The 26,191-nt window shown below is 52.9% G+C and carries 21 protein-coding genes, 5 tRNA genes and 3 pseudogenes; 20 read left to right on the top strand and 9 right to left on the bottom strand.

Annotated features, from left to right (window positions below; all coding sequences use genetic code 11):
• The first annotated feature begins 55 nt into the window (after positions 1-55).
• The 8 genes and pseudogenes from OMP40_RS02870 (at position 56) to OMP40_RS02840 (ending at position 12,135) form a co-directional block, all read left to right on the top strand.
• The gene (locus tag OMP40_RS02870; RefSeq protein WP_277528947.1) at positions 56-5,284 is read left to right on the top strand and encodes a M4 family metallopeptidase; all 5,229 of its coding nucleotides are present in this window, start codon (positions 56-58) and stop codon (positions 5,282-5,284) included.
• Between the two features lie 324 nt (positions 5,285-5,608).
• On the top strand, positions 5,609-6,613 hold the full coding sequence (locus OMP40_RS02865) for a LolA family protein (protein WP_338131000.1): 1,005 nt from the start codon (positions 5,609-5,611) through the stop codon (positions 6,611-6,613).
• Positions 6,614-6,797: 184 nt separating this feature from the next.
• Entirely contained in the window at positions 6,798-7,985 is a 1,188-nt protein-coding gene (gene alr / locus OMP40_RS02860) for an alanine racemase (RefSeq protein ID WP_277528946.1), read from the top strand.
• 148 nt (positions 7,986-8,133) lie between these two features.
• Positions 8,134-8,415, top strand: a complete 282-nt coding sequence (locus OMP40_RS02855) for a CopG family ribbon-helix-helix protein (protein WP_090114402.1) — start codon at positions 8,134-8,136, stop codon at positions 8,413-8,415.
• A 3-nt stretch (positions 8,416-8,418) separates the two neighbouring features.
• Complete coding sequence (locus tag OMP40_RS02850) at positions 8,419-8,769, top strand: type II toxin-antitoxin system PemK/MazF family toxin (protein WP_090114400.1); 351 nt, start codon at positions 8,419-8,421, stop codon at positions 8,767-8,769.
• A 507-nt stretch (positions 8,770-9,276) separates the two neighbouring features.
• The gene (locus OMP40_RS02845) at positions 9,277-9,888 is read left to right on the top strand and encodes a TetR/AcrR family transcriptional regulator (RefSeq protein WP_277528940.1); all 612 of its coding nucleotides are present in this window, start codon (positions 9,277-9,279) and stop codon (positions 9,886-9,888) included.
• 17 nt (positions 9,889-9,905) lie between these two features.
• Positions 9,906-10,565: pseudogene (locus OMP40_RS41115) on the top strand (Tex-like N-terminal domain-containing protein); the annotation flags it as partial.
• Positions 10,566-10,623: 58 nt separating this feature from the next.
• Entirely contained in the window at positions 10,624-12,135 is a 1,512-nt protein-coding gene (locus OMP40_RS02840; protein ID WP_420871876.1) for a helix-hairpin-helix domain-containing protein, read from the top strand.
• A gap of 127 nt (positions 12,136-12,262) precedes the next feature.
• Here the strand turns inward: OMP40_RS02840 and cmpA are convergent, their stop codons facing one another.
• Positions 12,263-12,400, bottom strand: coding sequence for a cortex morphogenetic protein CmpA (gene cmpA / locus OMP40_RS02835; protein ID WP_277528939.1), 138 nt, complete (start codon positions 12,398-12,400; stop codon positions 12,263-12,265).
• Positions 12,401-12,522: 122 nt separating this feature from the next.
• Positions 12,523-12,879, bottom strand: a complete 357-nt coding sequence (locus tag OMP40_RS02830) for a hydrolase/acyltransferase (protein ID WP_277528938.1) — start codon at positions 12,877-12,879, stop codon at positions 12,523-12,525.
• A gap of 104 nt (positions 12,880-12,983) precedes the next feature.
• Between OMP40_RS02830 and OMP40_RS02825 the strand changes: the two genes are divergently transcribed.
• The 3 genes from OMP40_RS02825 to OMP40_RS02815 all read left to right on the top strand — a co-directional run bounded on the left by OMP40_RS02825 (position 12,984) and on the right by OMP40_RS02815 (position 13,736).
• Positions 12,984-13,484: a SprT family protein gene (locus tag OMP40_RS02825; protein ID WP_277528937.1), complete on the top strand. Its 501-nt coding sequence runs from the start codon at positions 12,984-12,986 to the stop codon at positions 13,482-13,484.
• A gap of 81 nt (positions 13,485-13,565) precedes the next feature.
• Positions 13,566-13,641 (top strand) — tRNA-Asn (locus OMP40_RS02820).
• Between the two features lie 4 nt (positions 13,642-13,645).
• Positions 13,646-13,736, top strand: a tRNA-Ser gene (locus OMP40_RS02815).
• A 620-nt stretch (positions 13,737-14,356) separates the two neighbouring features.
• On the opposite strand, the gene OMP40_RS02810 is transcribed toward OMP40_RS02815, so the two are convergent.
• Together OMP40_RS02810 and corA are read right to left on the bottom strand one after the other, a co-directional pair.
• Positions 14,357-15,574, bottom strand: a complete 1,218-nt coding sequence (locus OMP40_RS02810) for an NAD(P)/FAD-dependent oxidoreductase (RefSeq protein ID WP_277528935.1) — start codon at positions 15,572-15,574, stop codon at positions 14,357-14,359.
• Positions 15,575-15,660: 86 nt separating this feature from the next.
• Positions 15,661-16,602: a magnesium/cobalt transporter CorA gene (gene corA, locus OMP40_RS02805; RefSeq protein ID WP_277528934.1), complete on the bottom strand. Its 942-nt coding sequence runs from the start codon at positions 16,600-16,602 to the stop codon at positions 15,661-15,663.
• Between the two features lie 152 nt (positions 16,603-16,754).
• Between corA and OMP40_RS02800 the strand changes: the two genes are divergently transcribed.
• The 6 genes and pseudogenes from OMP40_RS02800 (at position 16,755) to OMP40_RS02775 (ending at position 18,040) form a co-directional block, all read left to right on the top strand.
• Positions 16,755-16,831 (top strand) — tRNA-Glu (locus OMP40_RS02800).
• Between the two features lie 10 nt (positions 16,832-16,841).
• Positions 16,842-16,917: transfer RNA gene (locus OMP40_RS02795), tRNA-Lys, on the top strand.
• 94 nt (positions 16,918-17,011) lie between these two features.
• Positions 17,012-17,097: transfer RNA gene (locus tag OMP40_RS02790), tRNA-Leu, on the top strand.
• A gap of 211 nt (positions 17,098-17,308) precedes the next feature.
• Positions 17,309-17,602 carry a PDDEXK family nuclease gene (locus OMP40_RS02785; RefSeq protein WP_277528933.1) on the top strand — a complete coding sequence of 98 codons (294 nt, stop codon included), beginning with the start codon at positions 17,309-17,311 and terminating at the stop codon, positions 17,600-17,602.
• A 15-nt stretch (positions 17,603-17,617) separates the two neighbouring features.
• Positions 17,618-17,836, top strand: a pseudogene (locus tag OMP40_RS02780) (restriction endonuclease); the annotation flags it as partial.
• Positions 17,837-17,842: 6 nt separating this feature from the next.
• A complete protein-coding gene (locus OMP40_RS02775) occupies positions 17,843-18,040 on the top strand; it encodes a topoisomerase DNA-binding C4 zinc finger domain-containing protein (protein ID WP_338131017.1) in 198 nt (65 codons plus the stop codon).
• Between the two features lie 90 nt (positions 18,041-18,130).
• On the opposite strand, the gene OMP40_RS02770 is transcribed toward OMP40_RS02775, so the two are convergent.
• The 4 genes from OMP40_RS02770 to OMP40_RS02750 all read right to left on the bottom strand — a co-directional run bounded on the left by OMP40_RS02770 (position 18,131) and on the right by OMP40_RS02750 (position 20,533).
• Positions 18,131-19,033 (bottom strand): tyrosine-type recombinase/integrase, encoded by a 903-nt coding sequence (locus tag OMP40_RS02770; RefSeq protein ID WP_420871875.1) that lies wholly within the window; start codon positions 19,031-19,033, stop codon positions 18,131-18,133.
• A gap of 156 nt (positions 19,034-19,189) precedes the next feature.
• A complete protein-coding gene (locus OMP40_RS02760; RefSeq protein WP_277529241.1) occupies positions 19,190-19,444 on the bottom strand; it encodes a hypothetical protein in 255 nt (84 codons plus the stop codon).
• Positions 19,408-19,608 carry a helix-turn-helix domain-containing protein gene (locus tag OMP40_RS02755; protein WP_277528932.1) on the bottom strand — a complete coding sequence of 67 codons (201 nt, stop codon included), beginning with the start codon at positions 19,606-19,608 and terminating at the stop codon, positions 19,408-19,410. Before OMP40_RS02755 ends, OMP40_RS02760 begins: the two co-directional genes overlap by 37 nt.
• A 37-nt stretch (positions 19,609-19,645) precedes the next feature.
• Positions 19,646-20,533 carry a replication initiation factor gene (locus OMP40_RS02750; protein ID WP_277528931.1) on the bottom strand — a complete coding sequence of 296 codons (888 nt, stop codon included), beginning with the start codon at positions 20,531-20,533 and terminating at the stop codon, positions 19,646-19,648.
• A 654-nt stretch (positions 20,534-21,187) separates the two neighbouring features.
• Between OMP40_RS02750 and OMP40_RS02745 the strand changes: the two genes are divergently transcribed.
• From OMP40_RS02745 to OMP40_RS02735, 3 genes are all read left to right on the top strand, one after another.
• Positions 21,188-21,568, top strand: coding sequence for a helix-turn-helix domain-containing protein (locus OMP40_RS02745; RefSeq protein ID WP_277528930.1), 381 nt, complete (start codon positions 21,188-21,190; stop codon positions 21,566-21,568).
• A gap of 319 nt (positions 21,569-21,887) precedes the next feature.
• A complete protein-coding gene (locus OMP40_RS02740) occupies positions 21,888-23,450 on the top strand; it encodes an nSTAND3 domain-containing NTPase (RefSeq protein WP_277528929.1) in 1,563 nt (520 codons plus the stop codon).
• The gene (locus tag OMP40_RS02735) at positions 23,443-24,072 is read left to right on the top strand and encodes a hypothetical protein (RefSeq protein WP_277528927.1); all 630 of its coding nucleotides are present in this window, start codon (positions 23,443-23,445) and stop codon (positions 24,070-24,072) included. Before OMP40_RS02740 ends, OMP40_RS02735 begins: the two co-directional genes overlap by 8 nt.
• A gap of 491 nt (positions 24,073-24,563) precedes the next feature.
• Here the strand turns inward: OMP40_RS02735 and OMP40_RS02730 are convergent.
• Positions 24,564-25,383 (bottom strand): annotated as a pseudogene (locus OMP40_RS02730) (Rpn family recombination-promoting nuclease/putative transposase).
• Positions 25,384-26,191 lie beyond the last annotated feature (808 nt).

Here is a 26,191-nt window from a genome sequence, read left to right as displayed (position 1 = left end):
TTCGTTTAGCGTATCGAAGACAAGGGCTTTCAATTGCGGAGAGGGGAACGCCTGCTTGAAAAAAAATTTGGCGACGGGCAATGCTGCTTTTCTGAGTTTGATTCTATTTCTTTCATTCGTAATCTCGGGCATGGGACCTCGCCAGGCCGATGCGGCTATTCCTTCATCAGGCTTGCAGAACGCCGGCGCGACCGGCTTGCAGAGCGATGCGGATGTCCTCGCCTATTTCGGCGCGGGTCGCCAACGAATCGCGAGCGCCGCGGACAGCCTGCAGATCGTTGGGAAAAGCGTCGATATGCGAGGCAAGACGCACTATCGCATCCAGCAGTATTACAAAGGAATCCCGGTCTACGGGAGTTACATAACGGCCCATTTGGACGGCGGCCGCAATTTGTACGCTGCGACAAACGAGACGGATGCCGGTCTTGCGGGCCTTGCGCTTGACAGCGTCGCTGTCTTGAGCGAGGAAGACGCCATCGCCGCGCTGCGGACGGCTATCGGTCAAGCGGCGCAAGATACCGCTCGGTCAGACGCTCCCGAGGCCGACTCCGTTATCGGCGCGGCCGCGAAGCCGACTGCGCAGCTGTTGTTCTACCCGGTCGATGAAAATACGTATATGCTGGCATACAAAGTGGAATTGAGCGCGTCGCAGCCGGCCCTCGGCCGATGGTACGGCTTTATCGATGCGCGGAGCGGCGAAGTGCTGAAGAAGCTGAGCCGATCCGCGGAAGCGGCTGCCGAAGGCATAGCGATAACGGGCAACGGGTATTTGAAAGACTTGAAAGGGCTTGAAGGAATTTACCGGTTCCAACGCTATTATCTGGTCGACACGACCAAGCCGATGTACGGCAGCGAACAGGGCATCGAATGGGGCACGATCGAGACGTACGATGCGAGCAATCTGTACGAGCCGGTGAGTGCCTTGTCGCAAAACTTCGGGAATGCGAATCCCGAAGCGATCGACGCGCATTATTATGCCGGACAGGTTTACGATTTTTATCGGAATCGATTTGGCAGAAACAGCCTCGACGACAACGGAATGTCGATTCTGTCGGTCGTGAACGCCGGGCCGATCGATAATGCCTTCTGGGACGGCAGCGTCATCTGGTACGGCGACGGCAACGAATCGATGGCTTGTCTGAGCTGCGCGAGCGATGTCGTGGCGCACGAATTGACGCATGCCGTAACGGAGCATACGGCAAGTCTCGAATACAGCGGGCAGTCGGGCGCGCTGAACGAATCTTTTTCGGATATTTTTGCGGCGGTGTTCGACGACGACGATTGGCTGATCGGCGAAGATGCCGGCATCGTGGGCGGACACGGGTTCCTGCGCAGTCTTCAGCATCCTGAGGATGGTCTCTCGCCCCAGCCTTCGAACATGTCCGGTTATGCGAAGCTGCCGGAGGATGACGGTCACGATAATGGGGGCGTTCATACCAATAGCGGCATTCCGAATCGCGCGGCCTATCTGATCTCGGAAGGGATTGACGGCATTCCGGGACTGGAGGACCAAGGCCGGAGGCTGCTGGGCGATATCGCTTACGGGGCGCTGACCTCTTATTTGACGCCGACGGCCCAATTCGCCGACGCGCGCGACGCTTTTGTATTGGCTGCCGGCGATCTGGATTTGTCCGACACGCTGCGCTCCGCCGTCATCGACAAGGTGAAGTCGGCTTGGGAAGCGGTAGGGCTTGGCTATACGGGCGCCGAGAACGCGATCGTATCGCTGGATGTGCCGGGCTTGCTCGGCCCGGCCGCGATCGACGCCGCAGCGGGCACCGTAATCTTTAAGGCTGCCTACGGTACGGATCTGTCGAAGCTTTCCGCTGCGATCGGCATCTCGCCTGGCGCATCGATCAGCCCGGATCCGAAAATGATGAGAAGCTACGCGAGTCCCGTCGTTTTTCGTGTGACTGCCAAGGACGGTACCGCCCGCGATTGGACGGTCTCCGGCGCTGTCGCCGACCCGCTGGGAGCCAACGATATTACGGCGTTTAACCTGGAGATGCTGTGGGGGCGGGCTATTATCGATGCCGCCAGCCACACCGTGACCGTCTACGCGGAGTCGGACGACGATCTGTCGGCGCTGACGCCCCGCGTGACCGTATCCGAAGGCGCGACCGTAACGCCTGCCAGCGGAGCCCAGGTAAATCTCAATTCGGAGCAGGTATACACGGTCTCCGCGCAGAACGGATCGAAGCAGCGCTGGACCGTGCGGGCGATCAAGGATTCGTCCAGTCCGAAGGCGATCGGCGGCTATACGCGTTCATCGACGATGATCGTGCTTGGCTTCGATGAAGCGATGGACACTTCTACGCTGGGCAATGCGGCAAGCTATACGGTTAAGCCGTTGAATTCGAGCCTGAGTTCGCCAAAAGTGCTTAAGGTGGAAAAGGAGTGCGCATCGTCATCCATCGTTTATTTGACGCTGGACCGGCCGCTTGCTTCCAATGAAGCCTATCAAATAATCGTTGCGAACGCCCGCTCGGCAAAAGGCATGGCCTTGCGCCCGGATGCCGCAGACATTTACGTGCAGATGGACGATACGGAAGGACCGGTGCTCGGTACGGCGCGCGCGGCAGGGAACAAGCTGACGCTGACGTACGACGAGCCTGTCGTAGCCTCCTATACGGCCGTTATGTCGTTCATGCGCGTGGAGCTGAACGGGTCCGACGATCCGATCGCGCAATGGACGGTAGAAGGCAGGCATCTCGTCTTGACGCTGACGAATCCCGTCAAGGCCGGCGATGTGGCCAAGTTCAGTTATAAGCCTGCATCTTCGTCCGGCGCGCTCGTCGATATGGCCGGCAACCCGGCCGCCGCCGTGTCCGGCACGACGGCATTGAACCGGACGGCGATGAATGCAGTGTCGGGTGCCCAGGATTGGGCGCGCTTCTCGGGCGAAGTGAAGCAGATGATCCAGCACCCGACCTTGCCGATCGTCTACGCGATTTTCAAGGATAGCAACCAGGTTGCGGCCGTGAACCTGTCTACGGGAGAAACGGCGGAGGCGACGATGGACCGTCAGCCGGAACGGTTGTACGCGGCGAACGGGAAACTGTATGTAGCGCTTGTGGACCGGCCGCATAGCAGTTATTGGTGGGTAGAGGACCAAACGGGCGCGCTTGCCGTACTGAATGAGCAATCGCTGGCGGTGGACAAGCAGTTCACGGTCGATACCGACCCGTTCGACTTGATCGTCACCCCGCAAAATAGCGTATTTATTGCTTCCGGTTCCGGCCAATGGACAAACTTGACCTCTTATAACGGAGCGACGGGCGATCGGATTGACTCGAGGACGATCAGCCAGGCGTCATACCTGGCTTATGTACCTCAGTTGAATAAAGTCTACGCCATCGATACAGATTCATCGCCAAGAGATATTGAAGCCTTTGAAATAAATGCAGCCGGTACGTTCCTGACGGCAGACAGGCATGGTTACAGTTCGCCTTATCACGGAGACTATCCGATGTTCTATCCGCTTTGGGCGACTCCGGACGGCAAGCACTTGTTCAACAGAGCGGGAACGGTATTCAGCGCAGCGTCGAACAAACAGGACGACATGCTGTACGAAGGTGCCATCGATGCCTTTGACGATATCGCATTCGAACCGGGCGGGACGGGTTTCTATACGCTAAATGGTCACACGGTCAATAAATACGACGATACGGACCATCGTGCGGTGACGGAGAGTTACCCGGTCGGGTGGAGCGTAACAGGCATACTGCCGGGTTACGGCGGTCGCATGGTGTACGTGCGAACGGACGAAATGGGCGCGACGCTGACCAGAAGTCCGGGAAAAGCGTCCCCGACGGCAGGAGAGCAGCCATCGATATTAGCGAGCGATGTTTATAGCGCTATTCATCCTTGTCCACTCCCGGCGAGCGGCTCCGGTGGTGGAGATGGCGGTAGCAATAGCGGTGGCAGCGGTAGCGTTGGAGGAGGCGGTAGCGGCGGAGGCGGAGCTCCGCCTGCAGGAACCGCTGGCGCAGACGACGGCAAGACAGCGAGCGGCAGACTTGGCGAGAGCGATCTCCACGCCGAAAAGCAGGTCGACAGCCAGGGCCGCTCGATCCTTGTGCTACAGCCTGAAGGAGCCAAGCTGGAAGCGGCATTCAAAGCCGCTCAAAAGGAAGCCGACGATTACGCCAAACAGCATTCGTCGGTCGCGCCTCCCAGGGTTGTCCTGCCGGTCGCCAGCTTGGCAGACGGGATGACGGTTCGATTGGACGCTTCCTCCCTTATAGCGGGGACCGCGGCAGCGTCGAAAGCAGTCGTCGTGCTTCAGTCGGACAAAGCGGAGTACGAGCTTCCCGTCAGCCTGTTGACAGGCAACTCTTTGAAGCAGGCTTGGGGTTCGCAGACGATACCGTCCGATCTGCGGATCGTAATCAAGTTGCAGAAGAGCGACCTTGCCGTCGCGGGTAAAGTCGGAGATTTGTTAAAAAGTGAGGGGCTGACGTCGCTAAGCGACGCGCTCGACTTTGACATCGTTCTGGAATCGGGCGACGTAAGCAAGACGGTTTCGAATTTTGGCGGTACGTATGTGACCAAGCGCTTTATCGTCGGCGACACGGCTGACCTGAACGGCGTATCGGCGCTGACTTACGACGCTGCGGCCGGTTCGATGACGTTTGTTCCTTCGCTCGCGCGGATTCAGGACGGCAAACTGACGGTCGAGATCAAGACGCCGCACAACAGCGTGTACACGATCGTTCGCGCCTCCAAGTCGTTCGCCGATCTGGCGAATCGACCGGACAGAAGCGACATCGAGGCGATGGCGGCGCGCAAGCTCGTGCTCGGAACTGGCCAGCGCTTCGAACCCGATCGCGCGGTGACGCGCGCCGAGTTCGCGGCCCTCCTTGTCCGGGCGTTGGGTCTCGCGCCTCAAACCGGCGGATCGGCATTCGCGGACGTCGTACGTGGTTCCTGGTACGAGCCGTCGGTTACGGCGGCGGTTAATGCCGGCCTTGTCACCGGTTACGGCAACGGCAAGTTTATCCCCTCCGGCGTGATCAGCCGGCAGGAAATGGCGGTCATGCTGAAGCGTGCCGCAACCTTTGCCGGCGGCTTGCCGGCGAGCGATGCCGCCCAGTCTGCGCCGACCATTATCGGCGATCCTATCGCGGCATGGGCGGAAGCCGACGTTCGCTCGCTGCTTGAAGCGGGCATCCTGGAGCGGTCGTCCGCCGGCAGCTTCGAGCCTGCGAAGGCCGCGAGTCGGTCGACGGCGACGATCGCCCTGAAGCGTCTGCTGGAGAAGCTGCAGTTGATTAACGAATAAGCTCGGCAAGTCGTAGCGGCCCTCGTTCACGAAGACGAGGGCCGTTTTCATTTAGGTGCAAGGCCTTGCTTCACCGTTTTTCGATCCAGGCTCGTCAATCTCGTCCGCATATTCGGTCAAGTCCCCTCATAGGAATGAAGCATGGACTAACCATTCGAAGAGGGGTTGATGTGATGCTTCGCAAGCTGCCGTGGATCGCGGCTGCCCTGGTGCTCGTCGCGACGTTGCTGTCGGGATGCGGCGCGGGCAAGAACGCCGATTCGGTCGTGAAGGATCTGACCAAGTTGTCGGACAAGATGGACAGCTACCAGGGGGAGCGGCGTCATGACGCTGCATACCGGGCAGCAGCCGCAGGCTTACAAGGTCGAAGTCTGGTACCAGAAGCCCAACTATTACCGCGTCGCGCTGACGAGCGCGAGCCGCGACGTGACGCAGATCGTGCTCCGCAACGACGACGGCGTGTTCGTCCTGACGCCGAGCCTCAATAAGAGCTACCGCTTCCAGAGCGACTGGCCGGACAACCAGGGCCAAGTGTACCTGCTGCAGACGCTGCTGCACAGCATCACGGTCGACAATTCGCGCCAGTTCGCGGCGGAGAAGGACTCCTACGTCTTTAACGTCATGGCCGGCAACTACCAGAACGGCTCGTTCGCCCGCCAGAAGATCTGGCTGGACAAGAGCGACTACTCGCCGCAGCTCGTCGAAGTGACGGATACGAACTCGAACGTGCTGGTGGACGTGAAGTTCGACAGCTTCGAATTCGGCAAAAAGTTCGATAAGTCCGCGTTCGACATGCAGCAGAACCTCGCGACGCCGAAGAGCGACGCCAGCACGACCGGCGCGCTGCCGGACGACGGCACGGGCGCGTCCGCCGATCCGGCGACTGCAAACCCGGCGACCGAAGATCCAGCGACCGCAGATCCCGCGACCGCAGACCCGGCGGACGGCAGCGACGGCAAAGCCGCCGAACCCGTCGCCGAGATGGCCGCGATCGAGCCCGACCCGCTTATGCTCCCGCAAGGCGTGACGCAAGTGGAAGCGCCGTTCGACGTGCAACTCGGCGACGGGCAGCAAGGGGTCATGCTGCGCTACAGCGGCACCTACGATTTCTCGATCGTCGAGTCGCAGTCCAAGGACCGCGCGGTCTCGACGCTGGCGCAGACCAAGGCGCTCGACCTCGGCTTCACCGTCGGCTTCCTGACCGAAGACGACACGCAGTCGCTGTCCTGGACGTACGACGGCGTCGATTATCGTCTGACGACGGTCGACCTGCCGCACGAGGAGATGGTTCGCGTCGCCCAGGCGCTCGTGGATCAATCCGGCAAATAACCTTCGCCAACATTAAGTCGTTTTCATTTACTGCCAAAAGCCGGTCCTACGACCGGTTTTTTGGCATCAGAGAGACGGATAGCCAAGCTTTGGCTGTCGCTCTTGCGTTGACAGTAAGGCCCGCGCCCGGTAACATTACGGTATTAGGCAGCAATCTGTTTTCAGGCAGAAGTAGGTGACGTACGTGGAAGGATATTACAGGCCGACGGTGGCCGCGATCTCGCTGGACGCGCTGCGCGCCAACGTGACCGCGTTCAAGTCGCGCCTCGCGCCGGGCACGAGGCTGCTTGCCTCGGTGAAGGCCAACGCATACGGACACGGCGCGGTTTGGGCCGCACGAACGGCCGCGGAGGCCGGCGCGGACCATCTCGGCGTCGCCTTCCTGGACGAAGCGCTGCAACTGCGCGACGCGGGCATCGATACGCCCGTGCTCGTGCTGGGACTCACGCCGTCCGACGCTTTTCCGATCGCTCGCGAGCGCGGCGTCGCCGTGACGCTGTACCGCGAGGATCAACTCGACGCGATCGAACGAATGCCCGTAAACGGGGCGAAGCTCAAAGCGCATGTCAAAGTCGATTCGGGCATGGGCAGGCTCGGGATTTTGCCGGGGCCGGCTGCCGAGCGTTTTCTGGAGAGGGCCTTCAAGCTGCCGCAACTGGCTGTCGAAGGCATGTACACGCACTACGCGCGAGCGGACGAGAGCGACAAGCGCTACACGGAGATGCAGGCCGAGCGTTTCGCTTCGGTCGTCGATTATGTCCGGCGGGCGGATCTGCCCATCGCGATCGTGCATGCGGGCAACACCGCCGCGGGCATCGATCTGCCGCCGCAGGTCGGCGGCATGCTGCGCCTCGGCATCGGCATGTACGGCCTTTATCCGAGCGACGAAGTCCGGCGCGACGAGATTGCGCTCGCGCCGGTCATGTCGCTGCGCACGCGGCTCGCGCACGTCAAGACGCTGGAGGCCGGCGAAGGCATCAGCTACGGCACGAGATATTTCACGGAGAAGCGCGAATCGATCGGCACGTTGCCGATCGGCTACGCCGACGGCTTCAGCCGGATGCTGTCCGGCAAGGCCGAGGCGCTCGTCAGAGGCCGGCGCCATCCCGTCGTGGGCTCGATCTGCATGGATCAGTGCATGGTACGACTGGACGAAGGACCTTCCGGCGCCGCGGAGCCCCCTTGGGCGCCCGACGAGGAAGTCGTCTTGTTCGGCCGTCAGGGCGATGCGGTGCTGCCGGTCGAGGAGCTGGCCGACAAGCTCGGCACGATTAATTATGAAGTGACCTGCATGATTGCGGCCCGCGTGCCCAGAGTGTACGTCAGCGGCGGCAAGGTCGTCGGCGTGGCCAACCCGATATTGCAGCGGTAGCGGCTTTCGATGCGTCGACATTTTTAATGCCGTCAAGCAGGAATGACGCGCGGACGGCGCGAATGGTATGATATTCGTATATTTCCTTTCAGCGAACGAGATACTGGGAATTATTGCAGCATGGACATTTTTTGGGGGTGCGTGTTCGGTGGCCAATTTGCACAATACGAAGCGGATTATGATCAGTCTGCCCGATCATCTGCTGCGCGAGGTGGACTATGTCGCGGCGAACGAGAATTCCAATCGCAGCGAAGTCGTCCGCCAGGCGATGAAGCAGTACCTGGTCGACAGAAAGAAACGCCTGATCCGCGACGCGATGCAGCGGGGATACCTGGAGATGGCCAAGATCAACCTGAACATGGCATCCGAGGCTTTTCATGCCGAGGAAGACGCCGAGAGCACGCTCGGACGGCTCGTGAGCGGGGTGTAGCGATTGATCGTCAAACGCGGGGATGTGTTCTACGCGGACCTGTCGCCTGTCGTCGGGTCCGAGCAGGGGGGCGTACGCCCTGTGCTCGTCATACAGAACGATATCGGCAACCGGTTCAGTCCGACCGTCATCGTAGCGGCGATCACGGCCCAAATCCAAAAGGCAAAGCTTCCCACGCATGTGGAGATCGAGGCCAAGGAGCACGGGATGGAGCGCGACTCGGTCGTGCTGCTCGAGCAGATTCGCACGATCGACAAGCAGCGGCTTACGGACAAGATCACGCACTTGGACGAGGAAATGATGAGAAAGGTAGACGAGGCGCTGCTCATCAGCGTCGGTCTGATCGATTTTTAAGAGCGGTTCCTTCTCGAGGGAAGGGATCGTTCTTTTTTTGCATCCGGGCAGTCGCGGCAGCCGCTGATTGCAAGACAGGCAAAGGCACAAGGCACGTGGTACGTCACACCAGGCACCGGACTCAGGGGGGCGCTATTTCGTAAAAACCGGTCCAAATGGCGATCGTTGCGGACTGGAAGGGCGTTATTTATTCGGATCAAGGCTAAACAAGGCCGTCAATCCCGCAATAGCGCCCCCTGAGTCCGCGATCGGCCTACGAACAGCGATACAAACAGGAATAACGGCTGCTCTGTCCAACTCTATCCCGCACGATCCGTCCGCTACGCGCCAATGCGCAAACGCAAAAGCCGCAGGCAGCTCTTTTTGCACAAAATATACCACAAATTCGACAAACGCATGCTTGCTTCGCACTGGTCCTTTGCTTCATAATAGAGATAATGCGGTGAAGCACTAAAGTATTATCCGGCAGTGGGAGGAATTATGAGTACCTACGAGCTAGATGCAAGGATGCGCATTCTGCTGGCCGCCAAGCGGCTTTTCGCGCGACAGGGCTTTGACGGGACGACGGTTCGGGCGCTTGGCGTCGAATCGGATACGAATCCCGCGCTCGTGTCCTATTATTTTCAAGGCAAGGACAAGCTTTTCGAAGCGCTGCTGGACGAATTTTTTCCGATCGAGCTCGTTAGGGAGACGATCGCGGCGCCGCTGGAGCCGATCGCGGGACTCAAGGTGGTCATCCGGGAGATCGTGAAGTTCCAGCTCGAGGACCCCGATCTCGTCCGCGTGATCCAGAACGAGATCGGCAACGAGACTTGCAGACGCGACTACATTCGAGAGTATCTGACGCCGATCTGGGAGAAAATCCGGTCGCTGCTTGCCGAGGGGAAGCTGCGCGGCGTTTTTCATTACCGCTCGCTCGACAGCGCCTTTCTTTACCTATGGGGAGGGATCACGTACAGGCGCGAGTTCAGCTTTTTCGATCCCGTGCTGTCGGAGCCCGTGCCCGACGCGGAGCGGCTGATCGAGGATATGGTCGGGTTCGCCCTTGCCGCGCTGCGCTGCCCCGACAACGACCGGCCCGAACTCGCGTTTGACGCGGACCCTGCGGACGCTTCCTGACGGAAGCGTCTTTTGTTATGATGGGAAAAGACTTGACCAAAGGGAGCCGAAGTACGATGAATGAAGCGACATTGCCGGACGCGAAGCTGGCGGCGGAGCGCATGATCGCGCAGATTGCGTCCGAGCTGAACCTGAAGCCTGCGCAGGTGCGCACGGTGGCGGGACTGCTCGACGAGGGCAACACGATTCCGTTCATTGCTCGCTATCGCAAGGAGATGACCGGTGAACTCGACGAGAACGTCCTTCGGGCCATCGAGGAGCGCCGCGGCTATTTGAAGCAGCTGGAGGACCGCAAGGGCGAGGTGCTCCGCCTGATCGACGAGCAGGGCAAGCTGACGCCCGAGCTGGCGAAGGCGATCGGCGCCGCGGTCAAGCTGCAGGAGCTCGAGGATCTGTACAGGCCGTACCGGCAAAAGCGCAAGACGCGGGCGAGCGTGGCCAAGGAGCGGGGGCTCGAGCCGCTCGCGAACTGGCTGCTGTCGCAGCCCAGGCAGGGCGATTTGCAGCGCGAGGCGGCCCGGTATATCGACGCCGACAAGGGCGTCGGCAGCGCGGAGGAGGCGATCCAGGGCGCGATGGACATCGTGGCCGAGGGCATCGCGGACGACGCGGACATCCGCAAGTGGGTGCGCCGCTTCACGTGGGACCAGGGCGTGCTGCAATGCAAGGCTAAAAATGCCGAAGCCGAATCGGTGTACGAGATGTACTACAAATACAGCGAGCCGGTCAAGCGGCTTGCCGCCGCACCGGGTGCTCGCGATCAACCGCGGCGAGCGGGAGGACGTGCTTGGCGTCGGCCTCGAGGTGCCGGCGGAGCGCGTCGTCGCCGAGCTGCACAGGCGTACGCTGCGCGGGCCGTCCCCGGCGCGGGATGCGCTCGCGGCGGCCGCGGAGGACGCCTACAAGCGGCTGATCGCGCCTTCGATCGAGCGCGAACTGCGCGGCGAGCTGACGGAGAAGGCGGAAGAGCACGCGATCTCCATCTTTTCCGAAAACCTGCGCAACCTGCTGCTCCAGCCGCCCGTCAAAGGGCAGGTCGTGCTCGGCGTAGACCCTGCCTACCGCACGGGATGCAAGCTGGCCGTCGTCGACGATACGGGCAAGCTGCTGGAGGTAGCCGTCTCCTATCCGACGCCGCCGCACAACAAGAAGGCGGAGGCAGAGGCGCTGTTCCGCAGGCTGATCGGCCAGTACGGCGTCACGCTGATCGTCGTCGGCAACGGTACGGCTTCGCGCGAGACCGAGCAGTTCGTCGTGTCGGTCATCAAGGGCATGCCCGAGCGCGGTCTGCAGTACCTCATCGTAAACGAGGCCGGAGCGAGCGTTTATTCGGCGTCCAAGCTCGCGCAGGAAGAGTTCCCCGATCTCGACGTCGCCGAACGCAGCGCGGTGTCGATCGCGCGCCGGCTCCAGGATCCGCTCGCCGAGCTCGTGAAGATCGAGCCCAAGGCGATCGGCGTCGGGCAGTACCAGCACGACGTATCCCAGAAGCGGCTGGACGAGAGCCTTGGCGGCGTCGTGGAGTCGGCGGTCAACCATGTCGGCGTAGACGTCAATACGGCGTCGCCGTCGCTGCTCTCGTATGTGTCGGGCATCAACGCCACGCTGGCGAAGAACATCGTCAAGGCGCGCGAAGAAAACGGCAAATTCACCGACCGCAAGCAGCTGCAAAAGGTCCCCCGGCTCGGCGCAAAAGCATTCGAGCAGTGCGCGGGCTTCCTGCGCATCTCGGACGGCGCGCATCCGCTCGACCGCACGCCGATCCATCCAGAGTCCTACGGGGTCGTGGACAAGCTGTTCAAGGCGCTCGGACTGCAGCTGGAAGGGATCGGCACCGACGAGGTGAAGGAGCGCCTGCGCGGCGTGAACGTCGCGGAGACGGCCGCGGGTCTGGGCGTCGGCGTGCCGACGCTGCGCGACATTCTCGACAGCCTCCAGCGGCCGGGACGCGATCCCCGCGACGAGCTGCCGGCGCCGATTTTTCACACGGACGTCCTGGATATCGAGGACCTGAAGCCGGGGATGGAGCTGACCGGCACGGTCCGCAACGTCGTCGACTTCGGGGCCTTCGTCGACATCGGCATCAAGAACGACGGTCTCGTGCATATTTCGCAGATCAGCAACCGGTTCGTGAAGCATCCGACGGAAGTGGTGGCCGTCGGCGACACGGTCAAAGTGTGGGTCATGGGCACGGATCTGAAGAAGGGTCGCGTCAGTCTGACGATGAAGGGGCCTGCGGAGGCTTGACGCCGAGATGATCCCGCCCGACATACAGCCGCCCCGAATGCGGCGCAGCATGCTGCGTCCGCATTCGGGGCGGCTGTGATTATGATAGCGATAGGGATGAGTCAATCCTTAACGGTCGAACGGTCGGTTAGGGACGTGGAATCGCGGCCGCATCCTTCGCGGGCTGGCGATAATAGAAAAACCAGCAGTCGTTCAGCATCTTGATCTGGCGGCGGTCCTTTTTCTGGTAAGCCCTCATCATCTGATTGCACAGCCATTGCGGCATAGCCGTCGTCCTCCTCCACTGTCATGCTGTACTAATACCTTATGGAGCGGAAAGGCGAACCGTGCAGGTCCGACTGATCGAACGAAGGCAAAAAAATCGGGCCGCGCGTCGAACGATGGGGACTAGAGAAGGCCTTCTTCCTCGTACCACTGCTCAAGCTGCGCCTGCAGGGCGCGAATCTCTGTCAGCAGCGAGACGAGCGGGTACTCGCCTTCCCGTACGGCGGCGAACGTCGCTTCGAGCTCGTTGACGTAGTCCATGCCGCCGATTCGTTCGGCCGCACCCTCCACCAAATCCAGGCTGCCTACCTCCGCAACCGCTCTCGGCAGCGCCGGGACGTTGTCCGCCGTCAGTTTGGACAGCTCCTTGTGCAGCCTAAGGTTCAGCGCGCTAAGCTGATAAGCGTGAGATGCGGGCATCTCGACGAACAGGAGGCTGCCGTCGGCGCGTTGCAGCAATACGTGGGTCATGTCGGGCATGAGTCAGATGGTCTCCCCTCGGCAAATTCTACTTGACAGTGTAGCCCAACCCGTGGCTACAATTCAAGTAAAACAAGGCGCAGGCAGGAAGGCAGGCTCCGTAAATGGACAACCGTGAATTGCAGCAGTGGGTGGAGGCGTTGTCTCTGCAATGGTTCGGCAGGCCTTTCCTGCACAAGGCCGCGTTCAATAGCAGGCTGAGGACGACAGGCGGCCGCTATTTCACCAAAAGCCATCATATCGAGATCAGTCCCCACCAGCTCGCGATCAACGGAGCGGAAGAGACGGAACGCATCATCAAGCACGAGCTGTGCCACTATCATCTGCACCTGCTCGGCCGGGGCTACCGTCATCGCGACGCGGAGTTCAAGACGCTGCTCGCGCAAGTCGGCGCCACGCTTTATTGTCAGGCGTTGCCGGGCGCGCGCCGCAGCCTGCCGGTCCGCTATCACCTGGTGTGCCGCGCCTGCGGCATGTCCTACCCGCGCAAGCGCAAGACCGACCCGCGCAAGTACGTATGCGGCCGGTGCAAAGGCAAGCTGCGACTCGAAGAAGCCGCGCCGGAGAAGGCGGTTGCCTTCGCGGGGCAGGCGATGCAAAATTAGTTTTAAAAAAAATTTCCGACAGTGCTTGACTCATTTAAGGACATATGATAAATTAATCAATGTCGCTTTTGAGAAAAACGTTCCCTGATAGCTCAGTTGGTAGAGCACTCGACTGTTAATCGAGTTGTCACAGGTTCGAGTCCTGTTCGGGGAGCCAACATGGAGAGATACCCAAGTGGCTCAAGGGGACCCTCTGCTAAGGGGTTAGACTGCGCAAGTGGTGCGAGGGTTCGAATCCCTCTCTCTCCGCCACCACAGCGACATGACAAAGGATTGCCTTATAGGCAATCCTTTTTTATATACTCGGAGGTCCGGGTTAGGAACAAAAACGCGCTCACGGCGGCGTGCAGAGCGAAGTGGTCTTGGTTAGGAACGAAATCACCGATCACGGCGTCAAGCGGAGCGGTTTAGTCCTGATCGGGAACAAATGCTTCGCCCACGACGGCACGCAGAGCGGTTTAGTCTTGGTCAGGAACAAATGCTTCGCCCACGACGGCACGCAGAGCGGATTAGTCCTGATCGGGAACAATTGCTCCGGCCACGACGGCACGCAGAGCGGATTAGTCCTGGTCAGGAACAAGCGCCCCGTTCACGACGTCAAGCAGCGCGGAATAGTCTGGGTTAGAAACAAACCACCACGCTCACGGCGCCACGAAGCGCGGGGCGTTCCTGGTCGGGAACGAACACCCTCCTCGGAGTTGCGCAAAGGCCGAACAAGTCTCGTTTAGAACAACACACGCGTTCAGATTGCTCTCCCGGGATCTTGCCAACATATCGCAGGCGCCGGGCGCCCCCCGCTCCTTTTATTCCGCACAAGCAGCAGTTAAACTGCTCAAACTTTTCTGACTGCCGGGTTGCCCTTCACGGTCCGGTTAGTGACCTGCCTCGGTTGTAGCAGTCCGGCCAGCGGATGCGTCTCCCCGCGTTGGCGCGCAACCAACATGCTGGCGGCCAGCATCGCGTAAACGGTGCCGTTGCCTCCGTAGCCCAGCGCGTGGAAGAGACCGGGCATCTCCGGATGCTCGCCGATGAAGGGGGAGGTCGTCCGGAGATTCGCCGAACGCGCCGCTCCAGGCGTACTCGGCTTCGAAGCTGCGGCCCGGGAACAACGCTCCGAGCTCGGCGAGCAGCTTGTCGGTACGCGCTTGCAGCGTCCGCTCGCCGGCCGTGGCATCCTCCGCTTCTTCGTCCAGCCCGCCGACGACGAGCCGGCCGTCCGGCGCCGGCCGGAAGTAAAAATAGGGCCGCGCCGTTTCCCACATCATCAGTTCCTGGCTCCATTCTGCGGGAATCGCGTTCGGCGTCGTCGTTAGCGCGAACGTCCTTCGCAGAATGGGTTCGATTCGGGCGGCGTCTTCAAGACCCGGGAGATAGCCTGTCGCGCGTACGACGGTTCGCGCCAGAATCTCGCCGCCGTCGCAGGACAGGACGAACCAGTCGCCTCTTCTGCGGATGCTCGTGACGCCCGTGTTCTCGAACACGCGAACGCCGCTTCGCGCCGCCTGCGCGATCAAGCCGTGGGCGAGGCGGACGGGATTGATCTCGGCGTCGCCGCGGGTCACCAACGCAGCGGGGTATTGTTCCTTGAAGCTGGCGCCGACTCCCGCAGGGAAGCCCCAATCCGCCGCGAAGCCATGCCGGCGGAGCATCTCGTATTCCCGGCGAAGCTTCGGCGCGTCGTCGTGCTTAGAGGCGCAGTAGAGGCTGCTGCGTGCGCGATAGCCGCCGTCTTGCGGGAGTGCCGCGGACAGCAGGCCAAGGTCGTTCACGGCCTTGCGGCAATGCGCGTAAAACGCGGCAGCGTCCTTTTCGCCGACTCGATCCGATAGCTCGCTCAACATAATATCGCTTGAAAACTGGATGAGGCCTGTGTTGGCCGCCGTACTGGCGGAAACGACCCGTTTCTCCTCGACCAGCACGGCGGGGATGCCGGCTTCCGCGAGCGTCGCCGCGCAGATCGCGCCCGTCATTCCGCCGCCCACGATCGCGACCTGCGTCATCAAGCTTTCGCGAAGGGAGGGATATGTAGGGAAGAAGGACATTGTTTTCGGCCAGTACAGGGAACCGTCGTGCAGCTTGAATTCATTCATGGCGAGTAGCCCCTTTGTCGAATCCGTATATTACTTCTTGCTTAACCGGATTTGACGATCGTTGAAACGAGGGGGGCGGCGGACGACTACAGCCATTTTTTTCGCTTGTAGAACCACCAGAGCGATCCTGCGATCACGGCCATGACGATCAGGACGGCGGGGTAGCCGTATCTCCAGCGCAGCTCGGGCATATCGTGGAAGTTCATGCCGTACAAGCCGACGACGAAGGTCAGGGGTAGGAAAATGGAGCTGACGATCGTGAGCGTCTTCATAATCTCGTTCATGCGATCCGACTTCATATTGATCTGCAGCTCGAGAAGCCCGGACAGCGACTCGCGGAAGCCGTCGATCGAATCGAGCACGCGCGATACGTGATCGTAGATATCGATGAAGTACACATCCGCTTCCGCTCTGGTATAAGGAAACTGATGATGGGTCAACTGCGCGAGCGCCGCTTTTTCGTCCGCCATGATGCGCCTGATCGTGTGCAGCTTCCTTTTGAGGCGAAAGACGTCTCCGGCGATCTTGACGTGCGGATTGCGGAAGACGGCCCGTTCGTGCTTGTCGAGCACGTTTTCCACCTTGTCGGTCAGATCCGCGTAGTCGTCGACGCAGCGGTCGAGCAGGCGGTAGAGGATGACGCCGGAAAAGGTCATGAAGCGTTCGGGCGCGGCGCGGAAGTCCCGCTCGGCCGCTTCGACAGAGCTCGCCGACTGAGGCGCCACCGTGATGACGTAGTTGGGACCGATGACATGCTCCGTCTCGATCGTCGTCAGATCCTGTCCGACCTCGAAGAAGGTAAGGAGCAGATGCTTGTCGTAGCGGTCGAGCTTGGGACGCTGGTTCAGCTTGACGCAATCCTCTACGATGAGCGGATGGCAGCAGAACACGTCGCGCAGCACCCGCTCGATCTCCTCCTGCGTGGCCGCGATCAGCGACACCCAGGCGACTTCCCCATCGCGCGGCACCCGCACGGCGGTCTCCTCGACGCGCTGCGTCGATTCGTTATATAGAAGCATTTGAGTCATGATGGATGCCCCTTTCTTGGTCTTAGCATACACCACAAAAAAACTTTTAAAAAAATTGCGAAAAGGTACTTGCGAATCCTAAAACGGTGTTATATAATCATTTTTGTCGCCCGAGAGGGAACGAGATAAACAAAGCGAATTGATGCTAATGCGGCCCGTTGGTCAAGCGGTTAAGACACCTCCCTTTCACGGAGGTAACGGGGGGTTCGATTCCCCCCACGGGTCACCAACTTCAGTACGAGCCATTAGCTCAGTTGGTAGAGCACCTGACTTTTAATCAGGGTGTCGAAGGTTCGAGTCCTTCATGGCTCACCACCTTCGATCGGCAGAATCGTCGCTTTACGCAAAGAAAAGTCTTTAACAAGTTCCCCCGGCACTGCCGCTTGGAGAACAGCAACACTTTTAATATGCGGTCGTGGCGGAATGGCAGACGCACCAGCTTGAGGGGCTGGCGGTAGCAATACCGTGGAGGTTCGAGTCCTCTCGACCGCACCATAACTTAAACGATGAGATCCCTTGCGCAGCAAGGGATTTTTTTATTGTGCACTTAACTTTAAAGACAATTTTAAATGTCCTTGAAAACTCAAATTTCAATTGATGGTCACGGATTGGTCACATAGGACATTTTAATGCGATTAACAATCTTGCAGGAAAATGTGCCATTCTTGTCGAAAGTCTCCGAACTAACAAATTGGAGGCGCTCGTTTTGGCACGGAGAAAAAAGAAACAATCCTCGCTTCTTGAACTTCTTGTAGCTCCAGTTATGCTTGGAGCATTCTTTCTGGTCTTCTCAGCTACAAAATCATTGGTTGCCGGCGGTATCGCATTTCTAATGGGAGGGTTAATCCTCGTCGTCATTGGTCAAATGTTAAAAAGCGTTCGGTTGGAGAAGCTCAAGCGTTCCGGAATAGCCGACATTGACAAGATGGACGGATATAACTTTGAGAAATACCTTGGTCAAATGTTCCGCTCATTTGGCTATCAAACAGAGGTCACTTAAGCAACTGGAGATTACGGAGTTGACCTCGTCCTTCGGACACAGGGGAGGAAGATCGCTGTACAAGCGAAGCGATACAAAGATAATGTAGGTCTTAAAGCAGTACAAGAAGTTCATACTGGAAAGGCTAAGTACGGGGCATCAGAGGCATGGGTCGTAACAAACAGCTATTTTACGGATCAGGCGGTAACTTTGGCAAAGTCCAATAATGTTCGCTTAATTAATCGTGATGAGCTCATTGAAATGATGTTAAAAGTGAATTCTCCAGAAAAGACAGCAGTAGCAGCAAATACATCAAAGTCTTCACCATCTCAAAGTCATGATAAGCAATCAAACTGTTCTTTATGTGGCGAAACGATGATTCAGCGTAAGAGTTCAAAGGGAATTGTCCTTGCATGTTCTAACTATCCGATTTGTAAGAATATCCAAACCTTCACATAACAAAGTAACCGCCCAAGGGCGGTTAAAACTTTAATGTCTAAAAAAGTAAATCTGCTAGGTCATCGGTTGCCTTTTGCTGCATATTAGGCATCAGATGTGAGAGGTATCCAAAGTCATTTGAATAGATGAATGCCCCAGCCGTTCAGACACTATTTTAGGATGGATGTTTTGCTTTAACAAAAGAGATGCATGAGTATGACGTAAATCATGAAAGGTTATCTTTCTTAATCCACCATCATTAATAATTCGGTCGAAAATTTTCTTTAGGTCACGAGGATTAAGCTGGTTTCCTGTCGATGTTGAAATTACTAACCCTTTATCAATGAAAACGCCTTGAGCTAATCTCTTCTCGTTCTCTTGCTTGCGTTGGTGTTCTTGAAGACGCTTAACGGTTAATTCATCTAACGTGACTGAACGCACGCTGGATGCAGTCTTGGCACCGACATTAAATGTTTTGCCATCGTGACTTAGGGTTTGTCGTATGAACAGTTTGCGCCTTTCAAAATCGACGTCTAGCCATCTTAGGCCTAGTATTTCGCCTTGACGCATTCCGGTCATTACAGCCAAATGATAAGCGATGTAGTATCGAGTGGTTTTAGCAAGTTCAAGAAACGCATTTACCTCGTCTGTATCCCAAACATCTAATTCTTTCCGTGTCACCTTAGGTTTGTCGATCAAGGAAGCTACATTCTTATTCACCAGCTGCATTTTCTCCGCTTTATTCAAAGCCGTATGCACAATGTTAAATATCCGTTTTACTGTTGCGGGTGCTAACCCCTTTTCGACTAGTCGGGTAGTAAACTTTTGAACGTCAAAGGTGGTCAACTTCGTAAGGGGTATATTGCCGATAATCGGGTTTATGTGCTTATGAATGCATGTCCAATGGTTCTCGGCGGTTTGCCGACCGATTGTGTGCTGTTTATCGCGCATCCACTCAAGCAAATAGTCCTTTAGCAGCAGGGTAGAGGGCTTTAGATATGTCCCTGTATTCAAGGCGTTCTCAGCCTCTACAAGGGCTTTCTGAGCGTCTTTTTTCGTTGTGAAGCCTCTTTTTTCTTAATCTGCTTCCTTTTGCCGTTCTCATAATGCTCTAGGACGTAATACCACGATGCGCCATCTTTCCGAACTGATCCCGCCATGATATTCTCCTTAAATATGATCCGATTCTTTATCTGTTGGCAAAGTCGGTCTCATTTCGATAATTTCTGATTTTGCCAGGAAAGTTATATGCTTCTCTCGCCTAATCCAAATACCATTAGTCATAGCATTAATTAAAGGATGCGGAGTTGCCAAGTTTGGTTCAACTATGTAACCTATCAATACGCTTGTGTTAGTTTTTATCGTGTATTTTTCCAATGCAATGCCCCCTAATTTATTGGTAATTGTTTTGGACCGATTAACCATGAAACGAAGACGTCCTTTGCAATCTTTATCCTTTTACCGGCACGAACAACATGGAATTGACCGGAGTTAACTAACTCATAGGCTTGTCTTCTACCAATCCCTAAGATCTCTTGTATATGGTGAACGTCAAGTACCGGAGGAAAACCGTCATAAGTTGTTGACATTTTTACACCTCATTTGCATTCATAAATTTGCTCTGTCTCAATTTCTTTTCGCTATCAAATGATTTATCTTTTTTTTAATAGCTTTATTTCGCACCACGACTCTAATAATTTTGATGTATCGCTCGGGGGAATCGTGATTACTTAGTGCTGCCACAGACATGAATAATCCCGATGCTTGATCAAGTAGCTGAATCAAGTTGCTTTGCTTGATCGTTTCACGAATCAATGGCTCAGCAGAGTAATTGGTTATTGCTCTCTGCACCTTCATCCACTTTGTTGTGAGTTTCCATCTAGAGATGTTATCAGAGCATGGTTTTCGCAAACTTAACCACTCCTGAGTCAGATAAGCCCATAACTCATCTTGCTTATCAGCAAAGAGATCGAAAGTAGGAATTCCGAATTCGATAAGAGCTTGTCTTCTTACTTGAAATTCAACTCGCCATACCGGCTTATTCTCATCCCAACCGTTATTCCTCCAGATGTCTCGAAACCACAGTTTTCCTGAGTTGTTTATTTCAAACGTCTTATTATAAATTCTCGCCAATATTGGATTACCTCGACCTACTGTGAATCCGCTAAATGTTCTGCCGCTCGTATATATCTCATCTACAAAGTGCTGTGTCTTTCCTTTCGCTCGTGTCACAATTCCCATTGCATCTTTTTGTTTAAAACTAATTTCATCCGCATCTAGCGAGGGATCGACGCGAGATAATTTGGTGCTTTGAACGTCTACTGAAAAGTTGTTGAACCATTTTAGGAAGTTCAGATAGGCTTGAATAACGCCAAATGACCATAAATAAGAAGACAAGAATCGAACTGTAATTGGTGAATTTGTTTTTGTTTCTTTATCCATAAAGCAAATTAGAAAGTCATTACATGAAAGACGAAAAGCATAAAACTTTACGCCTGATGCATGTACTGTCAATTCAATTCCGCCGATGTTTAAACTGTGTTCTTTACCTTCTTTTTGTGCCTTGTCTTTAAGTTCTTTAAATTTTTTTTAGATATTCATTCATAGAAGAGGTATAATTTAAAATTTCTAAACCAAACTCTAAAGTATCAATTGCCTTTAATAACAAGGGCTCCCGACTCCTTAAGTTGTAATTTACGCCCAGCATGTTATATGGTTGCTGGGCGGCGTCCTAGAGACGCCTCAGCCTCGACATGGAGCCTCTACAAGACATGCTTGTCAGGCTTGCGGCCATGCCACGGAGTGGCCTGACCGGCAGATCAGCCTGGCATGTCTTGCCTCTCCATGTCAAGGCCAAGCCGGTCGTCGCTACGCGCCGAGCCGGTATCGGCTTCGCTCTGCAGGCTTCGCCGAAGAGAATTAATTAGTCTTAAAAGCTTTTTTTTCTTGGACAGTTTGTATTGCTCGTGTTTTGATCAAAGCTGTATAACACTTTTCTAATTCTGCCTGTACACTTATTGCCATACACCTCCTGCAAATATACTAACGGAATCCGTTATATACATTATAATAACGAATATCGTTATTTTCAATATTTTCTATTAACATTCCGTTAGTTTTTATTAAGTGCTATGATATTAGACAGAAGAACCTGTTCGGAGGGATCAGATGGAATTACCTAAAATCGGAGCTGGATTGGGTATCAGGATTAAGAAAGCCAGGAAAGAGAGAAAATGGACTCAAAACCAGCTTGCAAATAAAATTGGTGTCTCAACGCAGGTGATTTCAAATTGGGAACGGGAATACACAGAAGTAACAAATACAGATATGACTAAGTTAGCGGAAGCATTAGAAGTGTCAGCGAATTATTTGTTGCTTGGCTATGATATTAATGATGTTGTAACTCAATTAGAGCGATTTTATGTCGGAAAAATTAGCTTGGATGAATTACTACAAGATAATCAAGTTGAGCTTTATTTCAATGATAAAAAGCTGTCTGGAAAGAAGAGGAAAAAGATTTACGAACTAATAAAAGTATCCCTAGAGTAAGGCCCCCCTCGCTCTATATGATTTGATAAGTCCCTGTTAAATGCAGGGCTTTTTTTACATGTCTCATATTTACATATATAAGTTTGTCACTATATCATTATCTTTGACATTAAATGACGAAATCGAGTCCCACTAAGGATGGGAATAACTTAACCTTAGGGTATCTTCTAAAAAAAGTTATCAATGTTTTGTTTAGACTTCTAGCAGCACTCTATCTCCTTAGAAATGGCAACATACTTATAAATAAAGCGAGTTATAGAATGACGATCGTCAAAGTAAATGATCAAACTAAATAAAGTCCAAAAGAAGACAGGTGAATATGGTGCCAGATTATGATTTTACATCGTTATCAAGCTACGATTTTGAACTTTTAACTAGAGATCTACTACAAAAGGAGCTTAAAGATAAAACTTTTGAGAGTTTTAAAAGTGGAAGAGATGGAGGAATCGATCTAAGATATAGTGCTAATAGAGCAAGCACCATCATTGTACAATGCAAACACTATGCGAAATCAACATTCACAAATTTAACAACAGAATTAAAGAAAGAATTGCCAAAAATTGAGAAGATGAATGTTAAGAGGTATGTTCTAGTAACTTCGCTTGGATTAACACCTGCTAATAAGGATTCTATTTTAAAGCTTTTAGATCCATACATCCTTACTACTGGTGATATCTATGGCAAGGATGATATAAATAATTTATTAGGTAAGTTCCCTGAAGTGGAACGAAGCAATTTCAAATTATGGCTAACAAGTGCCACTGTAATGGAAAGAATTATTCACAGTGATGTTTATAATAAATCTGACATTGAGTTAGACTTAATAATACAAAAAATAAAATTTTATGTGCAAAATAATAGTTATCTTCAAGCAAAAAAAATATTGACCGAGGCCAACTATTGTATTATCGCGGGAGCCCCAGGTATAGGTAAAACAACACTGGCTGAAATGTTATTAGTAGATTATTTAGCTCACGAATACGAGATTTTTAAAGTCTCCAACATTGAAGAAGCTTACAGATTGTATAATCCGGAAAAAAAGCAGGCTTTTTATTATGATGATTTTTTAGGTCAAACAAGTCTTGACCGCAAACTAAATAATAATGAAGATGAAGGAATAATCAAATTTATCAAAAGTGTCAGGAAAGCGCAACATACAAAATTTATTTTGACTACCAGGGAATACATACTAAATCAAGCAAAAATAATATATGAAAAGCTAGCTACCTCTAATTTTGACGAAATGAAATGTATAATTCAACTTTCTAACTATACATCGTTTAATAAGGCTGAGATTTTATATAACCATCTGTATTTTTCAGAAACACCGGCTTTGAATAAACAAAAAATATTAGAGAATAAAAACTACTTAAAGATAATTAATCATCAAAATTATAGCCCTCGTATTATTGAGTGGATGACAGTAGTAAATAATAAGGAAGACAAAGACTACTTTAAAACATTTATTCATCATTTGGATAATCCTCATCGTCTGTGGCAACATGCTTTTGAGTATCAAATTTCCGAGGTTGCCCAAAGAATTTTGATTGTTTTAAGTACTTTATCTCCCAATGTTCTCTTAGAGGACCTACAATTTGCTTTACAGACATACGATTCATCTAGGCACCTGGTAAGTAGTCCATCCGACTTTAGAAAGGCTTTGCATCAGTTAGAGGGGAACTTCATTAGAGTTATTAAAGTTAAAGAAGAAACTATCATAGCTTATAGTAACCCATCAATTAGAGACTTTATAGAAAATTACTTAGCTGAAAATTTACATGAATTAAGACCATTGTGCGAATCTTTATATTTCTTCGACCAATGTATTACTCTCTGGAATAATACTGCTTGTACTACGGTAATAAAAAAGACAATTGTCTAAACAATTTATTCATTCTTTAGTTGAGTTATTTGAGGCTTCAACGTACACATTACATAATTATGCAAACCTAAACCCTTTCTCCGTAGTTTCGAAAGTTATTTTCTCTGTTGAACAACGTTTTATTAGTATTCTCGATATTCTAACTGAAATCAATTACGTCTCGTCTATAGAGGAGATTGCTAGAGTTGAAAAGTTAATTTATTCCAGAGTGTTAACTTTTAAAGTTCGCTGGAGGGAAGGTTATCCTGAGATAATTAAGTTATTGATGAGACATGGATTTCGTTTCGGAATAACGAAAGAAGAATGGCTTAGTTCCATTAAAGATAACTTGATGGAGTATCTTGAGGATTTCGAAACATTCGGAATTTTTATGGAGTTGGATGAATTAATTCCAAACTTCATAAGCTCTGAAGAAAAAAGATATATACAACAAAATTTCATACAAATTATTGAATCAGAGCAGGAACATTATTTAGAAGAAGAGAGCGATATAGATAATATTAATGGCTATTATGATAGTCTTGAAAGGTTAGCCTCTTTCTTTGATGTAGACATGACAGAAGAGATTGATTCATTACAAGAGCGAATAAAAAAAATTGGAAGAAGATATTACCGAACCTGATTCTCCTGATGATGACTGGAGAGATTTTCGCGGGGATGGTCATACTTCCACTGATATCGATTCACTGTTTGGCTCATTAGATTGATACTGCTTGGTCACATATATGGTCACATTAATAAAGAAATGGCAGGCTATATGCCGACACTAGCGATACCAACCTCGTTAACCGCTATTATAAAATTATGTGTAATGGTAAGTGTAGGACATTATTGATAATTACAAGATATACAATTTACCAGCTTGAGGGGCTGGCGGTAGCAATACCGTGGAGGTTCGAGTCCTCTCGACCGCACCATAACTTAAATGATGAAATCCCTTGATGCATAAGGGATTTTTTTTATTTGTGTTTTTGAGGGACAGGAGAGAGGAACGAAAGAAGGGCTTAACATGCTTTCGTGACAGCAAGCTGAAAAAAGAGCATTTCCCAAGCGATCTGATCGCTTTAGGAAATGCTCTTGCTCACCCTACGTTGTTGGCTTCGTCTGTATAGCCTAATGTGTTTGTTGCAGTTTCTTTAACTCTTGGGAGGGCAACCCGGTTGCTTGCGAAATGGTTTCCAGATCGATGCCCAGCAGCAACATATTTTTTGCGACTTGTATGATTCCCTCCGCGCGCGCACCTTCAATCATTGATGCTTCATCATGAAGCGCCTTTTGTCTCATTTCGTACTGTCTGCGTGCTTCAGCATCTTGGCTTAAAAATTCAAGCGCAGTCATCGCTTTGCCCAGCGTGGGTTCGTTCACCTTCAGCACCTCCCAATTCGTCGTATCTTCGCTTTTCAGGAACAGCAGCCAGTTGAGCAGACCGCCTTCGTTCGGAATGTTTTGCGTACTCAGTTTTGATAGCTCCATGATATGGATTTCAATGTCATCGATTAGCGCAATGCCGCTATGGTCTTCCCGTAGATGAAAAACGCTGTGATAACGATCATTCGGCAAAATGGAAAAGTTGAGGATGTTGATCGTGACACACTTTCGGAGCTGCTTGTAGGATTGCCCTTCTTCAAGCTGCCCTGCGTATTGTTTGCTTCAATAATAAAGCGTACGCTTTTCATTGTCGTATTTGTTGAACAGTTGCATCTCGACGTTAATAAGCTGACCTTCGGTCGTCTTGGCCTGGATGTCGAAGATCGATTGTTTATCGCGCGGTGAATCCTTATCCGTATAGGGGTTCAACAGGACGATCTCCGTCGACGGCGCCAGCCTCCATGAAGGTTCTGTTGAGGAAGGCAAGCAGAATATCCTTATTCTCTTCGCTGCCGAAGATGCGTTTAAAGACGAAATCATTTTTAGGGTCGAGCAGGTCGTGCATCCGAATCAACTCCAATTATTATCATTGCTATTATATCATCATTCGTATCTTTGTTGCATAAGACGAGATGTTGCTTTTATCCCGCCAACTGGCCTCGCTTCTCCGTATTACTCTGCTCTCAAGCGGCGATTGCTGCGGGAGGGGCACGGTTTCCCAGCCGCAAACATCGGACCGTTCAATGAAAAACCGATTGGTGGCTGTTTAAGGTCCAACGCCTCTTTTTTTGAGCTCGAGCACACAGGCGACTGGCGACCCAGTACGATAAATTATCCTGTACCTTCGTTGTTTTCTTGAAGCTAGCCTTTTCTACTAATTGGTTGACTTTACAGCTGTCAACGCGCCCCACTTAGAACATTAACGATTGGAGAACTAATGAGCAAATTTGAATTAATATCTGAATTTATCCTTTATTTATCGTTAATTCTTTATTTCTGGTATACGGCAAAAACAAATAATAAGACGTTATACTGGACTGCGGCTTTGTTACCCGAACTTCTCAGAAAAACAGTTTATTATCTTCTAGGACTGTTTCTTTTGGTTTATTATGTTCTATGTAGGTTATCGCGTTGGTAACTCTGCAAATCCCTTTATATTAAAGGGGGGAGATCTCGTTAAAACTTTCTTTTACTTTCTTGCAGTCCTTGGAGTCTCGTTTCTTGTTGCCATTTTAGGGAGCCAGTTGGCTCACAATATACAAGATTTAGTTGTCCTCCTCATGGCTATCGTTATTCTCCAGCTATCTTTTATCATTGCCTTAATGCTAGGTCGAAACGATAAAAAGTGATACGTTCATCCGCTCAGCTCCCGC

It is taken from the genome of Cohnella rhizosphaerae, from assembly GCF_029525575.1.
Taxonomy (GTDB): domain Bacteria; phylum Bacillota; class Bacilli; order Paenibacillales; family Paenibacillaceae; genus Cohnella; species Cohnella rhizosphaerae.
This window is presented reverse-complemented; position numbering and strand designations above follow the sequence as displayed.

Bases quoted from the DNA above. Each gene is read 5' to 3' on its own strand.
- OMP40_RS02775 (WP_338131017.1), top strand. From the start codon at position 17,843: ATGATGTTAAAAGTGAATTCTCCAGAAAAGACAGCAGTAGCAGCAAAT.
- OMP40_RS02830 (WP_277528938.1), bottom strand. From the start codon at position 12,879: ATGCCCGACATGACCCACGTATTGCTGCAACGCGCCGACGGCAGCCTC.
- OMP40_RS02865 (WP_338131000.1), top strand. From the start codon at position 5,609: ATGACGCTGCATACCGGGCAGCAGCCGCAGGCTTACAAGGTCGAAGTC.
- corA (WP_277528934.1), bottom strand. From the start codon at position 16,602: ATGACTCAAATGCTTCTATATAACGAATCGACGCAGCGCGTCGAGGAG.
- OMP40_RS02760 (WP_277529241.1), bottom strand. From the start codon at position 19,444: ATGGTTAATCGGTCCAAAACAATTACCAATAAATTAGGGGGCATTGCA.
- OMP40_RS02755 (WP_277528932.1), bottom strand. From the start codon at position 19,608: ATGTCAACAACTTATGACGGTTTTCCTCCGGTACTTGACGTTCACCAT.
- OMP40_RS02745 (WP_277528930.1), top strand. From the start codon at position 21,188: ATGGAATTACCTAAAATCGGAGCTGGATTGGGTATCAGGATTAAGAAA.
- OMP40_RS02740 (WP_277528929.1), top strand. From the start codon at position 21,888: ATGGTGCCAGATTATGATTTTACATCGTTATCAAGCTACGATTTTGAA.
- OMP40_RS02825 (WP_277528937.1), top strand. From the start codon at position 12,984: ATGGACAACCGTGAATTGCAGCAGTGGGTGGAGGCGTTGTCTCTGCAA.
- OMP40_RS02810 (WP_277528935.1), bottom strand. From the start codon at position 15,574: ATGAATGAATTCAAGCTGCACGACGGTTCCCTGTACTGGCCGAAAACA.
- cmpA (WP_277528939.1), bottom strand. From the start codon at position 12,400: ATGCCGCAATGGCTGTGCAATCAGATGATGAGGGCTTACCAGAAAAAG.
- OMP40_RS02845 (WP_277528940.1), top strand. From the start codon at position 9,277: ATGCGCATTCTGCTGGCCGCCAAGCGGCTTTTCGCGCGACAGGGCTTT.